Here is a 12,983-nt window from a genome sequence, read left to right on the forward strand (position 1 = left end):
TGCACGTGGTTGTCCGGTTTTCCGGGGAACCCGGCACCCGTCGACGACGTGACGGGTGCCACATCGTCTCACCTGTCGGGACAGTCTCGTCCACATCATGGATAGTGGTGGACTGCCCCGAGATCCGCGTGACACGCTTCCGTCATGTCTGGAACTGGAATTGCCTTGGTGAGTCGACGCCACGTCGACCTCGGCCGCATGTCCAGCGCCATCTGTCCGGCGAGCTGAGAGTTCCAGCACCGCCGCGATCCCCCTTTCTCTGCAAATCCTGCGCACCGCCGCGCCTCGACGCGAGTGTGCAGTTCAGAGCCGCCCTCCTGCAGTCCCGAAGGACGTACTGTCATGGCCGCTACCCCGGAACAGCCTGCGCCCGCCACGCCCCGCCGCAAGGCAGGACGCCACCGTGGCGAAGGTCAGTGGGCCCTGGGGCACTACACCCCACTCAACGGCAATGAGCAGTTCAAGAAGGACGACGACAGTCTCAACGTGCGGACGCGCATTGAGACGATCTACTCGAAGCGCGGCTTCGACTCGATCGACCCCAACGACCTTCGCGGACGCATGCGCTGGTGGGGGCTGTACACCCAGCGCAAGCCCGGCATCGACGGCGGCAAGACCGCCGTGCTGGAGCCGGAGGAGCTGGACGACCGCTACTTCATGCTGCGGGTCCGGATCGACGGCGGCCGGCTGACCGCCGCGCAGCTGCGGGCGATCGGTGAGGTCTCCCGGGACTACGCGCGGGGCACCGCCGACGTCACCGACCGCCAGAACATCCAGCTGCACTGGATCCGCATCGAGGACGTCCCGGCCATCTGGCAGAAGCTGGAGGCCGTCGGCCTGTCCACGACGGAGGCCTGCGGCGACTGCCCCCGAGTGATCATCGGCTCCCCGGTGGCGGGGATCGCCGCCGACGAGATCATCGACGGGACCCCGGCGGTCGACGAGATCCACGACCGTTACATCGGCAGCAAGGAGTTCTCCAACCTGCCGCGCAAGTTCAAGACCGCGATCTCCGGCTCGCCCGTGCAGGACGTGGTCCACGAGATCAACGACATCGCCTTCGTCGGCGTCGTCCACCCCGAGCACGGCCCCGGCTTCGACCTCTGGGTCGGCGGCGGCCTCTCGACCAACCCGCGGCTCGCCGAACGCCTCGGCGCCTGGGTCCCGTTGCACGAGGTCTCCGATGTCTGGGCCGGCGTGGTCGGGATCTTCCGGGACTACGGCTACCGGCGGCTGCGCACCCGTGCCCGGCTGAAGTTCCTGATGGCCGACTGGGGCCCCGCCAAGTTCCGCCAGGTGCTGGAGGACGAGTACCTCAAGCGCCCGCTGCTCGACGGCCCCGCACCCGAGCAGCCCAGCAGCCGCTGGCGCGACCACGTGGGCGTCCACGAGCAGCAGGACGGCCGCCTCTACGTCGGCTTCGCGCCCCGCGTCGGCCGGGTCGACGGCCCTACCCTGACCAAGATCGCCGATCTGGCAGCCGCGCACGGATCGGACCGGCTGCGCACCACCGTCGAGCAGAAGATGCTGATCCTCGACGTGGAGCCGGACCAGGTCGACTCCCTGGTGGCCGGCCTCGAGGAGCTCGGCTTCCAGGTGAAGCCGTCCCCGTTCCGCCGCGGCACGATGGCCTGCACCGGCATCGAGTACTGCAAGCTGGCGATCGTCGAGACCAAGGCGCGCGGCGCCTCGCTCATCGACGAACTGGAGCGCCGCATGCCGGAGTTCGACGAGCCGCTCACCATCAACATCAACGGCTGCCCCAACGCCTGTGCCCGTATCCAGACCGCCGACATCGGCCTCAAGGGCCAGCTCATGCTGGACGGCGAGGGCAACCAGGTGGAGGGCTACCAGGTGCACCTGGGCGGCGCGCTCGGCCTGGAGGCCGGCTTCGGCCGCAAGGTCCGTGGCCTGAAGGTCACTTCGGCCGAACTGCCCGACTACGTCGAGCGGGTCCTCGGGAACTTCCAGAAGGAGCGCGAGGGCGACGAGCGCTTCGCGACCTGGGCGGCCCGGGCCAGTGCGGAGTCGCTGTCATGAGCGAGCGCGCGGCACCGTTCCACTGCCCCTACTGCGGCGACGAGGACCTGCGCCCGCACGAGACGGGGCACGGGGCCTGGGAATGCGCCTCCTGCAACCGGGCGTTCCAGCTGAAGTTCCTGGGTCTGCTGACCCGGGGACTGCAGCGCAACGACGTTGAAGGGGACGGGATATGACGGACACCCTGCAGACCGGAGAACTCACCGCCGCGGAACTCCGGGAGCTGGCCGAGCGCGCGGGCCGTGAGCTGGAGGACGCCTCCGCGCTGGAGATCCTCCAGTGGGCCACCCACACCTTCGGCCCGCGGTTCTGCGTGACGTCGTCGATGGAGGACGCCGTCGTCGCCCACCTCGCCTCCCGGGCGCTGCCCGGCGTGGACGTGGTCTTCCTCGACACCGGCTACCACTTCCCCGAGACGATCGGGACCCGTGACGCGGTGGAGGCGGTGATGGACGTCAACGTCATCACGCTGACCCCGCGCCGGACCGTGGCCGAACAGGACGCCGAGCACGGCCCGAAGCTGCACGACCGCGACCCGGACCTGTGCTGCAAGCTGCGCAAGGTCACGCCCCTCCAGGAGGGACTGACCTCGTACACGGCCTGGGCCACCGGGCTGCGCCGCGACGAGTCCCCCACCCGGGCGAACACCCCGGTGGTCGGCTGGGACGAGAAGCGGCAGAAGGTCAAGATCTCGCCGATCGCCCGCTGGACCCAGGACGACGTCGACGCGTACGTCGCGGAGCACGGGGTGCTCACCAACCCGCTGCTGATGGACGGTTACGCCTCCGTGGGCTGCGCCCCCTGCACCCGGCGGGTGCTGGAGGGCGAGGACGCGCGGGCCGGACGCTGGGCCGGGCGCGGCAAGACCGAATGCGGGCTGCACGACTGATGACGACTGATCAGGAGACTTCGATGAGCGTGACGGAGACGGGAGCCACCGTCTGGCTGACCGGTCTGCCGAGCGCGGGCAAGACCACCATCGCGTACGAACTCGCCGGGCGGCTGCGCGGCGAGGGCCACCGGGTGGAGGTGCTGGACGGCGACGAGATCCGGGAGTTCCTCTCCGCGGGCCTCGGCTTCTCGCGCGAGGACCGGCACACCAACGTCCAGCGGATCGGCTTCGTCGCCGAACTGCTGGCGGCCAACGGCGTGAAGGTGCTGGTCCCGGTCATCGCCCCGTACGCGGACAGCCGCGACGCGGTCCGCAAGCGCCACCAGGCCGAGGGCACCGCCTATCTGGAGGTGCATGTCGCCACTCCGGTCGAGGTGTGCTCGGTACGCGATGTGAAGGGGCTCTACGCCAAGCAGGCGGCGGGCGAGATCAGCGGGCTGACCGGGGTGGACGACCCCTACGAGGCCCCCGAGTCGCCCGATCTGCGGATCGAGTCGCACCGGCAGACCGTGCAGGAGTCCGCGGCGGAGCTGTACGCGCTGCTGAGCGAGAGGGGTGCAGCGTGACGACCGTCGCGACTGTGTCGGAAGGCACCGCCAATCCGTACGCACTCAGCCACCTGGACTCCCTGGAGTCCGAGGCGGTGCACATCTTCCGTGAGGTGGCGGGGGAGTTCGAGCGGCCGGTGATCCTGTTCTCCGGCGGCAAGGACTCGATCCTGATGCTGCACCTGGCGCTCAAGGCGTTCGCGCCCGCGCCGGTGCCGTTCACGCTGCTGCACGTGGACACCGGGCACAACTTCCCCGAGGTCCTGGAGTACCGCGACCGCACGGTCGCCGAGCACGGGCTGCGCCTCCACGTCGCCTCCGTGCAGGAGTACATCGACGCCGGGAAGCTCCGCGAGCGCCCCGACGGCACCCGCAACCCGCTGCAGACCGTGCCGCTGACCGAGGCGATCCAGCAGCACCGTTTCGACGCGGTGTTCGGCGGCGGGCGGCGCGACGAGGAGAAGGCGCGGGCCAAGGAAAGGGTGTTCTCGCTGCGCGACGAGTTCTCCCAGTGGGACCCGCGCCGCCAGCGCCCCGAGCTGTGGCAGCTGTACAACGGCCGGCACGCCGCAGGTGAGCACGTCCGGGTCTTCCCGATCTCCAACTGGACCGAGCTCGACGTGTGGCAGTACATCGAGCGCGAGGGCATCGAACTCCCGGAGATCTACTTCGCCCATGAGCGCGAGGTCTTCAACCGCTCGGGCATGTGGCTGACCGCGGGTGACTGGGGCGGCCCCAAGGAGCACGAGCGGGTCGAGACCCGCCAGGTGCGCTACCGCACGGTCGGCGACATGTCCTGCACCGGCGCCGTCGACTCCGACGCCACCACGCTGGACGCCGTGATCACCGAGATCGCCGCCTCCCGGCTCACCGAGCGGGGCGCGACCCGCGCCGACGACAAGATGTCCGAGGCCGCGATGGAAGACCGCAAGCGCGAGGGGTACTTCTAACATGACCACACCGACCCAGCTGGCCGACCAGCTGTCGACCACCACCCTGCTGCGCTTCGCCACCGCGGGCTCCGTCGACGACGGCAAGTCCACCCTCGTGGGCCGGCTGCTCCACGACTCCAAGTCGGTCCTCACCGACCAGCTGGAGGCCGTCGAGCACGCGTCGCGCAACCGCGGCCAGGAGGCGCCGGACCTGGCGCTGCTGACCGACGGGCTGCGCGCCGAGCGCGAGCAGGGCATCACCATCGATGTCGCCTACCGCTACTTCGCCACCACCCGGCGCCGGTTCATCCTGGCCGACACCCCGGGCCATGTGCAGTACACCCGCAACATGGTGACGGGCGCCTCCACGGCCGAGCTGGCCGTGGTCCTGGTCGACGCGCGCAACGGTGTCGTCGAGCAGACCCGCCGGCACGCCGCCGTCGCCGCCCTGCTGCGCGTGCCGCACGTGGTGCTGGCCGTGAACAAGATGGACCTGGTCGAGTACGCGGAGCCGGTGTTCGCCGCCATAGCCGAGGAGTTCACCGCGTACGCGGCCTCCCTGGGCGTCCCGGAGATCACCGCGATCCCGATCTCCGCGCTGGCCGGCGACAACGTCGTGGAACCCTCCGCGAACATGGACTGGTACGGCGGCCCGACCGTCCTGGAGCACCTGGAGACGGTCCCGGTCAGCCACGACCTCACCGCCTGCCACGCCCGCTTCCCCGTGCAGTACGTGATCCGGCCGCAGACCGCCGAGCACCCCGACTACCGCGGCTACGCGGGCCAGATCGCCGCCGGTGTGTTCCGGGTCGGCGAGCCCGTCACCGTCCTTCCCTCGGGCCGCACGACGACGATCGCCGGGATCGACCTGCTCGGCGACAGCGTGGACATCGCCTGGGCCCCGCAGTCGGTGACCGTCCGGCTCGCCGACGACGTCGACGTCTCGCGCGGCGACCTGATCGCGCCCTCCGACGACGCGCCCGCGGTCACCCAGGACGTCGAGGCGACCGTCTGCCACGTCGCCGACCGGCCGCTCACCGTGGGCCAGCGGGTGCTGATCAAGCACACCACCCGTACCGTCAAGGCGATCGTCAAGGACATCCCGTCCCGGCTGACGCTGGACGACCTGTCGCAGCACCCGGCCCCCGGGCAGCTCGTCGCCAACGACATCGGCCGGGTCGTGGTCCGGACCGCCGAGCCGCTCGCGCTCGACGCGTACGCCGACTCGCGCCGCACCGGTTCCTTCCTGCTGATCGACCCGGCGGACGGCACCACCCTCTCGGCCGGCATGGCGGGCGCCTCGTTCGCCGCCGTGACGCAGGCCGAGGTTCCGGCGGACGACGACGCCGAGTGGGACTTCTGATGAGCATCGACATCTTCTCGACCTTCGCGAAGGAGGGCGGCCGCGTCGGCAGCGGCGCCCTCGGCAGCGGCCAGGGCGGGGTCGGGCGATGTGCGTGATGACGTACGCGCACTGCCTGCGCGCCCGGCAGCACCAACCGCACCGCCTGCACCGCCAGTTCAGACGAAGACCTGCCGACCTCCCGGCCGCGCCCCCGGATCACCGAGGGACGTGACAACCGGGCCTCCGAGAGGAAGACCTCCCGTGTCTGCCCCCCGTACCACGCTTCGCCGCAGCCTCGCCGCTGCCGCCGCCCTGCCGCTGCTCGCCGTGGCTCTCACCGCCTGCGGCTACGGCTCCGACGCGAAGGACGACGACGCCAAGAAGGCGAACGCCGCCGCCGACGGAAAGAAGCTCTCCGCCGACACCGTGCGGATCGGGTACTTCCCGAACCTCACGCACGCCACCGCGCTCGTGGGCGACCAGGAGGGTCTGTTCCAGAAGGAGCTCGGCGGCACCCAGCTCAAGACCTCGACGTTCAACGCGGGCCCGTCCGAGATCGAGGCGCTCAACGCCGACTCGATCGACATCGGCTTCATCGGCCCCTCGCCGTCGATCAACGGCTACACCAAGTCCAAGGGCAAGAACCTCCGGATCATCGGCGGTTCGGCCTCCGGCGGCGTGAAGCTCGTCGTCAACCCGAAGAAGATCAAGACCCTGGACGACCTCAAGGGCAAGAAGATCGCCACCCCGCAGCTCGGCAACACCCAGGACGTGGCCTTCCTCAACTGGATCTCCGAGAAGGGCTGGAAGGTCGACGCCCAGAGCGGCAAGGGTGACGTCTCCGTCGTCCGCACCGACAACAAGGTGACCCCGGACGCCTACAAGTCCGGCTCCATCGACGGCGCCTGGGTCCCCGAGCCGACCGCCTCCAAGCTGGTCGCCGAGGGCGCCAAGGAGCTCCTGAACGAGTCGACGCTGTGGCCCGACGACAAGTTCGTGATCACGAACATCATCGTGTCGCAGAAGTTCCTCAAGGACCACCCGGACGTCGTCGAGGCGGTGCTGCGCGGCTCGGTGAACACCAACGCGTGGATCAACGCCAACCCGGACAAGGCGAAGGCCTCCGCCAACGCCGCCCTGAAGAAGCTCACCGGCAAGGACCTGCCCGCCGAGATCATCGACCCGGCCTGGAAGTCGATCCAGATCACCGACGACCCGCTGGCCGCCACGCTCGACGCGCAGGCCGAGCACGCGGTGAAGGCCGGTCTGCTGGAGCAGCCCGACCTCGCGGGCATCTACGACCTGAAGCCGCTGAACAAGATCCTCAAGGCCGCGGGCAAGCCCGAGGTCGCCGACGCCGGTCTCGGCGTCAAGTAACCAGCCGCTCGAAGACCCCAGGAGGTGACGACCATGGCGAACACCCTCACCAAGGCCGAGGACCGTGTCGAGGTCGGGCACGCCGCCCGTCTCGCACATGTCTCGAAGTCCTTCGCCGGACCCACGGGAGCGCAGCTGGTCCTGGACGACATCACCCTCGACGTCGCCCCGGGCGAGTTCGTCACCCTCCTGGGAGCCTCCGGGTGCGGTAAGTCGACGCTGCTCAACCTGGTGGCCGGACTCGACCGCCCGACCGGGGGGACCATCGAGACCCCCGGCGGGCGGCCGGCCCTGATGTTCCAGGAGCACGCCCTGTTCCCGTGGCTGACCGCGGGCAAGAACATCGAACTGGCGCTGCGGCTGCGCGGCGTGCCGAAGGCGGAACGCCGTACGGAGGCGGAGCGCCTGCTGGAGCTGGTGCGCCTGAACGGGGCGTACGGCAAGCGGGTGCACGAGCTCTCGGGCGGCATGCGGCAGCGGGTGGCGATGGCCCGCGCGCTCGCCCAGGACAGTCAACTGCTGCTGATGGACGAGCCGTTCGCCGCCCTCGACGCCATCACCCGGGACGTGCTGCACGACGAGCTGACCCGGATCTGGCGCGAGACGAACGTCTCGGTCCTGTTCGTCACACACAACGTGCGCGAGGCGGTACGGCTCGCCGAGCGCGTGGTGCTGCTCTCGTCCCGGCCCGGCCGGATCGCCCGCGAGTGGACGGTCGACATCGAGCAGCCGCGCCGTATCGAGGACACCGCCGTGGCGGAGCTGTCCGTCGAGATCACCGAACAACTGCGTGGGGAGATCCGCCGACATGGCCAGCACTGATATCAAGTCGGACGCACCGGGGTCCGGCGGGATCGGGCCCGACGCGGTGAAGCCGGACGACCTCGCCGGGCTGGAGGCCGGTCTGGACGCGCTGGACGCCGTACAGGTGCACCGCACCCCGGTGCGCGAGGTCCTGGTGCGCAAGGTGCTGCCGCCGGTGCTGGCGGTGGCCCTGGTCGTCGTCGTGTGGCAGGTGCTCGTCTGGGCCAAGGTGACCGACGACTACAAGCTGCCCTCGCCGTCCGCGGTCTGGGACAGCGTCGGCGACATGTGGCGCCAGGGGACCCTGCTGGAGGTGGTGTGGACCAGCGTCTCGCGCGGCCTGCTGGGCTTCGTGTTCTCGGTCGCCATCGGCACACCGCTGGGTCTGCTGGTCGCCCGGGTGAAGTTCGTCCGGGCCGCGATCGGGCCGATCCTCTCCGGGCTGCAGTCCCTGCCGTCCGTCGCCTGGGTGGCGCCGGCCGTGATCTGGCTCGGCCTGAACGACTCGATGATGTTCGCGGTGATCCTGCTGGGCGCGGTGCCCTCGATCGCCAACGGTCTGGTCTCCGGCGTCGACCAGGTCCCGCCGCTCTTCCTCCGGGCGGGCCGGACCCTCGGCGCGACCGGGCTGCGCGGTACCTGGTTCATCGTCATGCCGGCCGCCCTGCCGGGCTATCTGGCGGGTCTGAAGCAGGGCTGGGCCTTCTCCTGGCGCTCGCTGATGGCGGCCGAGATCATCGCCTCGTCGCCGGAACTCGGACTGGGTCTGGGGCAGTTGCTGGAGAACGGCCGCAACAACGCGGACATGCCGGGGATCTTCCTCGCCATCATCCTGATCCTGTTCGTCGGCATCGCGATCGATCTGCTGATCTTCAGTCCCCTGGAGCGGTGGGTGCTGCGCAGCCGCGGTCTCCTCGTCAAGAACTGAGCCACTGCCATGACATCTCCGGTCCTTCTCGTCATCGCCCACGGCAGCCGCGATCCGCGGCACGCCGCGACCGTGCACGCGCTCACCGCGCGGGTCCGGGCGCTGCGGCCCGGGCTGCGGGTGGAGACCGGGTTCCTGGACTTCAACGCACCGTCGGTGCCGCGGGTCCTGGAACGGCTGGACGCCGAGGGCGCGGGTGAGGTGGTGGCGCTTCCGCTGCTCCTCACCCACGCCTTCCACGCCAAGTCCGACATCCCGGCGGTACTGCGGGAGGCCCGGACCCGGCTGCCGCGGCTGCGGGTGCGGCAGGCCGAGGTACTGGGCCCCTCGCCGCTGCTGAACTCCGCTCTCGAGCGGCGGCTGCACGAGGCCGGGGTCCGCCCCGGCGACCGAAGCTCGACCGGGCTCGTCCTGGCCTCGGCGGGCTCCACAGACCCGGAGGCGATCGCAGTGATCGCTGAAATCGCGCGGGAGCTGCGGCACACCGGTTGGTGTTCCGTGCGGCCTGCGTTCGCCTCCGCTGTTACTCCCGGGGGCATCCCCCGTACCGAGGACGCGGTACGGGCCCTGCGGGCCGACGGTGTGCGCCGGGTGGCGGTCGCCCCGTACGTGATCGCTCCCGGCCGCCTGCCGGACCGCATCGCGGCGGGGGCGGCCGAGGCCGGGGCGGACGTGCTGGCCGGTGTGCTGGGGCCGTCACCGGAACTGGCCCGGCTGCTGCTGGACCGGTACGACGAGTCCCGCGTCCCGGCGGTCCGGCCCGCCCGGGTCAGCGCGTAGAGCCCCTCCGGCCGGATCCTGCGGGCTCTCGCTCAGCCGACGTCCAGACCGCCCGTGCGGGTGCGCTTGAGCTCGAAGAAGTCGTCGTACCCGGCGAGCACCCGGAAGCTGTCGAACAGCCGCGCCGCCTCCTCGCCGCGCGGCACCGCCCGCAGGACGGGGCCGAACCAGGCCGTTCCGTCGACGTGCAGGGTGGGCGTGCCCACGTAACCCCCGGCCGCCGGGTCCCGGCCTGCGTCATGGCTGCGCCGTACCGCCTCGTCGTACTCCGGGTCGTGGGCGGCCGCGGCCAGTTCGGCGGGCAGGCCGAGTTCGTCGAGGGCCTGGGCGATCACCTCGTCGAAGTCCTCGTTCTTCTGCTGGTGGATGCGGGTCCCGAAGGCCGTGTACAGCTCGCGCAGGACGCCCTCGCCGCGCAGGGCCGCCGCGGCGACCGCGACGCGCACCGGTCCGATCGACTTGTCGACCAGGGTGCGGTACCAGTCGGGAAGCTCGTTGCCCGTGTTGTGCAGGTAGAGGCTCATCGCGTGGAAGCGGAGCTCGATGTCGCGCTGCTGCTCCACCTCCAGCATCCAGCGTGAGGTGATCCAGGCGAACGGGCAGGCCGGGTCGAAGTAGAAGTCGACGACGGCCCGGCCCGTGCCCGGGCTGCGGTGAGTGGTCATGAAATGAGCCTAGCCAGCCGGTGGCTCACCCCCACGGGCCATTCGGCACCCGCGGGACTGGGCCACTTCTACCCGGCGGTCCACTGCGGGTCGCGGCCGCTCAGGGCCAGGGCACGGGTGAAGTCGGACGCCCCCGCGTCGACGGTGATCTCGTCGGCGAAGCCCTCGTACTGCCGGTAGAGCGCGGCGGTCTTCTCGACGATGGCCAGGACGTGGGCGGCCGCCGCGTCGGAGAGCCGGAACTCCTGGCCGGTGGCCCGGGCCACGTCCCAGCCGTGCAGCGCCGTCTCCTCGATGAGCATCGCGGCGGTGTCCGCGGCCGGGGAGGCGGAGGCCCCGGTGCCGATGGTGCCCTCCCAGGCGGCCGGGTCGGACCAGGCGGCGACGGCGCGGTCCAGCTGGGCGGCGTACTGCTCGGCCCAGTCGGCGTCGGCGGTGAAGTCACGGGCGACGAGCTCCTCGGGCAGCTCCGTGCGCAGCGCGCGGTGCTCCATGCCGTGGGAGGTGTAGAGCACCCAGTGGTTGATGAGGGTGCGGGCGTCCCAGCCCGCGCAGGGAGTGGTGGGTGCGTCGAGCCGGTCGGCCGGGACGGCGCGGGCCACCCGGGCCGCCTCCGCGGCGCATTCGGTCATGTGAGCGTGCTCGGTCTTCATGCACGGCACTCTAGGAGCGGACGCCGCTACCGGTCTTGAAGAAACGCGACAGCGCCCGGCCGGGCGATGCGCGAGGCGAGTCTGGGCCGGCTGCGGACCGACCGGATCGATCTGCACCAGCTGCACCGGCTGGATCCGCGGATGCCGGTGGCCGACCAGCCGGGCGCTCTGGATGCGTTGCGGCGGGAAGGTAAGATCCGGTACATCGGCCTGGACACCCTCACCGCCGAGCAGCTGGAGCAGGCGCTCTCCCTGACCGGGATCGCCTCGGTGCAGAACCGCTTCAACCTCATCGACCGCGCGTCGGACGCGGTGCTGAAGGTGTGCGAAGCCCATGGACCGGCCTTCCTCCCCTGGTTCCCGCCGGCCGGCGGCGCCCTGACCGGCGCCACGGCCACCGCCCTCGATGCCGTGGCGGAGAGCCGCGGTGCCACCCGCGGGCAGATCGCCCTCGCCTGGCTGCTGCACCGCTCCCCCCGTGCTGTGCCCGACCCCGGGCACCGGTTCGCCCGCCCATCCGGCGGAGAACCTGGGGGCGCGGGAGATCGAGCTGACGACCGAGGACATGAGCCGCCTGGAGGCGCTCGCATCCGCATGAAGGAGAGCACCCGCCCGTGAGTACCACCGCCATCCCCGCCCAGCCCGCCCCCACGGCCCCGGTGCCGGTGATCCGGGCCGACCGTGTCGCGCTCGTCCGGGACGGGAACCTGCTGCTCGACTCGGTCTCGCTGACCGTGCGCGGCGGGGAGCACTGGGCGCTGCTCGGCGCCAACGGGGCGGGCAAGAGCACCCTGCTCGGGCTCCTGGGCGCGGTCACCCATCCCACCCGGGGGTCGGTGGAGGTGCTGGGGCGCACCCTGGGCCGGGTGGATCTGCGGGAGCTGCGGACGCTGCTGGGGCATGTCAATCCGCGCCATCCGCTGCGCTCCCCGCTGACGGTGAGCGAGGTGGTGCTGACGGGTCTGACGAACTCCGTCGAGCCGGTGCCGCGCTGGTCGCCCGGGGCGGAGCAGCGCGACCGGGCGGAGCGGCTGCTGAAGATGCTGGGCATGGGCGGCAAGACGGGGTCGCGCTGGCCGGCGCTCTCGCAGGGTGAGCGCGGCCGTACGCTCATCGCCCGCGCACTGATGCCGGAGCCCCGGCTGCTGCTGCTCGACGAGCCGGCCACCGGTCTCGACCTGGCCGCCCGGGAGCAGTTGCTGGACAGCCTGGACGCGTTGCGCGAGGAGCATCCGGAGCTGGCGACGGTGCTGGTCACGCACCATCTGGAGGAGCTGCCCGCGTCCACCACGCACGCGATGCTGCTGCGGGGCGGGCGGTGCGTCGCCTCGGGTCCCGCCGACGAGGTGCTGACCACGGATCAGGTCAGTGACTGCTTCGGGCATCCGGTGCGGATCTCCCGTACGGACGGCCGGTGGACGGCGCGGGCCCGGCGGGTGACCCGTACCTGACGGCGTCTCATCCGCCGGCGGGCTCCACGGGGACGAACGGGGTGGCCTGGTGGTAGTAGAGCAGCCATCCGGACTCGGTGAGCCGCCACAGCGAACTGCGGTGGGCCCGCTTCCCCTTGGCCTCGGTGTCGAAGGTGATGTGGACGAGCTCGTCGGCGAGCTGGACCCCGTGCATCCGTGAGGCGGTGAGCTGGCCGGGCCGCGGGGCCGTGTCGGAGATCAGCGAGGTGATGACCATCGCGCGGTCCCAGCGCCGGCCGGTCGTGTCGACCTCGTGGAAGTCGGGGTGCAGGACCTGGACGAGGAGTTCGGTGGAGGCACGCACCACCGGGTCGAGGAGGCGGAGTTCGCCCTCGACGGCCGCGGCCACTCCGGGGGGCGGTTCACTCATGCGCCGCCTCCGTCCGTCCGCGCGGGTCCGCCGGGCAGCGGGCGGGACCGGGCTGCGGGCCGCCGGTGACCGCTCCGGCCGGTCGCGGGCACCCGCGCCGCACACATCATCATGGGCACACCATAGGACGATCTTCCCGAGCCGTGCGGCCGCCGCGCCCCGTGGGGGAGAGCGCGG

Annotated in this window: 14 protein-coding genes and 1 pseudogene; 12 read left to right on the forward strand and 3 right to left on the reverse strand. The window is 71.2% G+C overall.

What is annotated here, in order from left to right; genetic code table 11:
* Window positions 1-342: 342 nt before the first annotated feature.
* The 10 genes from OG521_08525 to OG521_08570 all read left to right on the forward strand — a co-directional run bounded on the left by OG521_08525 (window position 343) and on the right by OG521_08570 (window position 9,646).
* Window positions 343-2,040 (forward strand): nitrite/sulfite reductase, encoded by a 1,698-nt coding sequence (locus tag OG521_08525; protein WUW20830.1) that lies wholly within the window; start codon window positions 343-345, stop codon window positions 2,038-2,040.
* Window positions 2,037-2,216, forward strand: a complete 180-nt coding sequence (locus tag OG521_08530; protein ID WUW20831.1) for a hypothetical protein — start codon at window positions 2,037-2,039, stop codon at window positions 2,214-2,216. The genes OG521_08525 and OG521_08530 overlap by 4 nt, the downstream gene beginning before the upstream one ends.
* Complete coding sequence (locus tag OG521_08535; GenBank protein ID WUW20832.1) at window positions 2,213-2,929, forward strand: phosphoadenylyl-sulfate reductase; 717 nt, start codon at window positions 2,213-2,215, stop codon at window positions 2,927-2,929. Before OG521_08530 ends, OG521_08535 begins: the two co-directional genes overlap by 4 nt.
* Window positions 2,929-3,498, forward strand: a complete 570-nt coding sequence (gene cysC, locus OG521_08540; protein WUW20833.1) for an adenylyl-sulfate kinase — start codon at window positions 2,929-2,931, stop codon at window positions 3,496-3,498. Before OG521_08535 ends, cysC begins: the two co-directional genes overlap by 1 nt.
* The gene (gene cysD, locus OG521_08545; protein WUW20834.1) at window positions 3,495-4,430 is read left to right on the forward strand and encodes a sulfate adenylyltransferase subunit CysD; all 936 of its coding nucleotides are present in this window, start codon (window positions 3,495-3,497) and stop codon (window positions 4,428-4,430) included. The genes cysC and cysD overlap by 4 nt, the downstream gene beginning before the upstream one ends.
* Before the next feature lies 1 nt (window position 4,431).
* Window positions 4,432-5,775 carry a GTP-binding protein gene (locus tag OG521_08550; GenBank protein WUW20835.1) on the forward strand — a complete coding sequence of 448 codons (1,344 nt, stop codon included), beginning with the start codon at window positions 4,432-4,434 and terminating at the stop codon, window positions 5,773-5,775.
* Window positions 5,776-6,018: 243 nt separating this feature from the next.
* The gene (locus tag OG521_08555) at window positions 6,019-7,134 is read left to right on the forward strand and encodes an aliphatic sulfonate ABC transporter substrate-binding protein (GenBank protein WUW20836.1); all 1,116 of its coding nucleotides are present in this window, start codon (window positions 6,019-6,021) and stop codon (window positions 7,132-7,134) included.
* 33 nt (window positions 7,135-7,167) lie between these two features.
* Window positions 7,168-7,956 carry an ABC transporter ATP-binding protein gene (locus OG521_08560; GenBank protein ID WUW20837.1) on the forward strand — a complete coding sequence of 263 codons (789 nt, stop codon included), beginning with the start codon at window positions 7,168-7,170 and terminating at the stop codon, window positions 7,954-7,956.
* Entirely contained in the window at window positions 7,943-8,866 is a 924-nt protein-coding gene (locus OG521_08565) for an ABC transporter permease (GenBank protein ID WUW20838.1), read from the forward strand. The genes OG521_08560 and OG521_08565 overlap by 14 nt, the downstream gene beginning before the upstream one ends.
* Window positions 8,867-8,875: 9 nt before the next feature.
* Complete coding sequence (locus tag OG521_08570) at window positions 8,876-9,646, forward strand: sirohydrochlorin chelatase (GenBank protein ID WUW20839.1); 771 nt, start codon at window positions 8,876-8,878, stop codon at window positions 9,644-9,646.
* Window positions 9,647-9,678: 32 nt separating this feature from the next.
* On the opposite strand, the gene OG521_08575 is transcribed toward OG521_08570, so the two are convergent.
* The gene (locus tag OG521_08575) at window positions 9,679-10,311 is read right to left on the reverse strand and encodes a DsbA family protein (GenBank protein WUW20840.1); all 633 of its coding nucleotides are present in this window, start codon (window positions 10,309-10,311) and stop codon (window positions 9,679-9,681) included.
* A gap of 68 nt (window positions 10,312-10,379) precedes the next feature.
* Window positions 10,380-10,964 (reverse strand): TIGR03086 family metal-binding protein, encoded by a 585-nt coding sequence (locus OG521_08580; GenBank protein WUW20841.1) that lies wholly within the window; start codon window positions 10,962-10,964, stop codon window positions 10,380-10,382.
* 60 nt (window positions 10,965-11,024) lie between these two features.
* On the opposite strand from OG521_08580, the pseudogene OG521_08585 reads away from it, so the two are divergent.
* A pseudogene (locus OG521_08585) lies at window positions 11,025-11,562 on the forward strand (aldo/keto reductase).
* A gap of 16 nt (window positions 11,563-11,578) precedes the next feature.
* Window positions 11,579-12,415 carry an ATP-binding cassette domain-containing protein gene (locus tag OG521_08590; GenBank protein ID WUW20842.1) on the forward strand — a complete coding sequence of 279 codons (837 nt, stop codon included), beginning with the start codon at window positions 11,579-11,581 and terminating at the stop codon, window positions 12,413-12,415.
* A 7-nt stretch (window positions 12,416-12,422) separates the two neighbouring features.
* Here the strand turns inward: OG521_08590 and OG521_08595 are convergent, their stop codons facing one another.
* A complete protein-coding gene (locus OG521_08595; GenBank protein WUW20843.1) occupies window positions 12,423-12,806 on the reverse strand; it encodes a nuclear transport factor 2 family protein in 384 nt (127 codons plus the stop codon).
* Window positions 12,807-12,983: the final 177 nt, after the last annotated feature.

Origin of the sequence: Streptomyces sp. NBC_01463 (genome assembly GCA_036227345.1) — a bacterium.
Taxonomy (GTDB): domain Bacteria; phylum Actinomycetota; class Actinomycetes; order Streptomycetales; family Streptomycetaceae; genus Streptomyces.

Bases quoted from the DNA above. Each gene is read 5' to 3' on its own strand.
- OG521_08560 (WUW20837.1), top strand. From the start codon at position 7,168: ATGGCGAACACCCTCACCAAGGCCGAGGACCGTGTCGAGGTCGGGCAC.
- OG521_08525 (WUW20830.1), top strand. From the start codon at position 343: ATGGCCGCTACCCCGGAACAGCCTGCGCCCGCCACGCCCCGCCGCAAG.
- OG521_08530 (WUW20831.1), top strand. From the start codon at position 2,037: ATGAGCGAGCGCGCGGCACCGTTCCACTGCCCCTACTGCGGCGACGAG.
- OG521_08550 (WUW20835.1), top strand. From the start codon at position 4,432: ATGACCACACCGACCCAGCTGGCCGACCAGCTGTCGACCACCACCCTG.
- OG521_08535 (WUW20832.1), top strand. From the start codon at position 2,213: ATGACGGACACCCTGCAGACCGGAGAACTCACCGCCGCGGAACTCCGG.
- OG521_08595 (WUW20843.1), bottom strand. From the start codon at position 12,806: ATGAGTGAACCGCCCCCCGGAGTGGCCGCGGCCGTCGAGGGCGAACTC.
- OG521_08575 (WUW20840.1), bottom strand. From the start codon at position 10,311: ATGACCACTCACCGCAGCCCGGGCACGGGCCGGGCCGTCGTCGACTTC.
- OG521_08580 (WUW20841.1), bottom strand. From the start codon at position 10,964: ATGAAGACCGAGCACGCTCACATGACCGAATGCGCCGCGGAGGCGGCC.
- cysC (WUW20833.1), top strand. From the start codon at position 2,929: ATGACGACTGATCAGGAGACTTCGATGAGCGTGACGGAGACGGGAGCC.
- OG521_08570 (WUW20839.1), top strand. From the start codon at position 8,876: ATGACATCTCCGGTCCTTCTCGTCATCGCCCACGGCAGCCGCGATCCG.
- OG521_08565 (WUW20838.1), top strand. From the start codon at position 7,943: ATGGCCAGCACTGATATCAAGTCGGACGCACCGGGGTCCGGCGGGATC.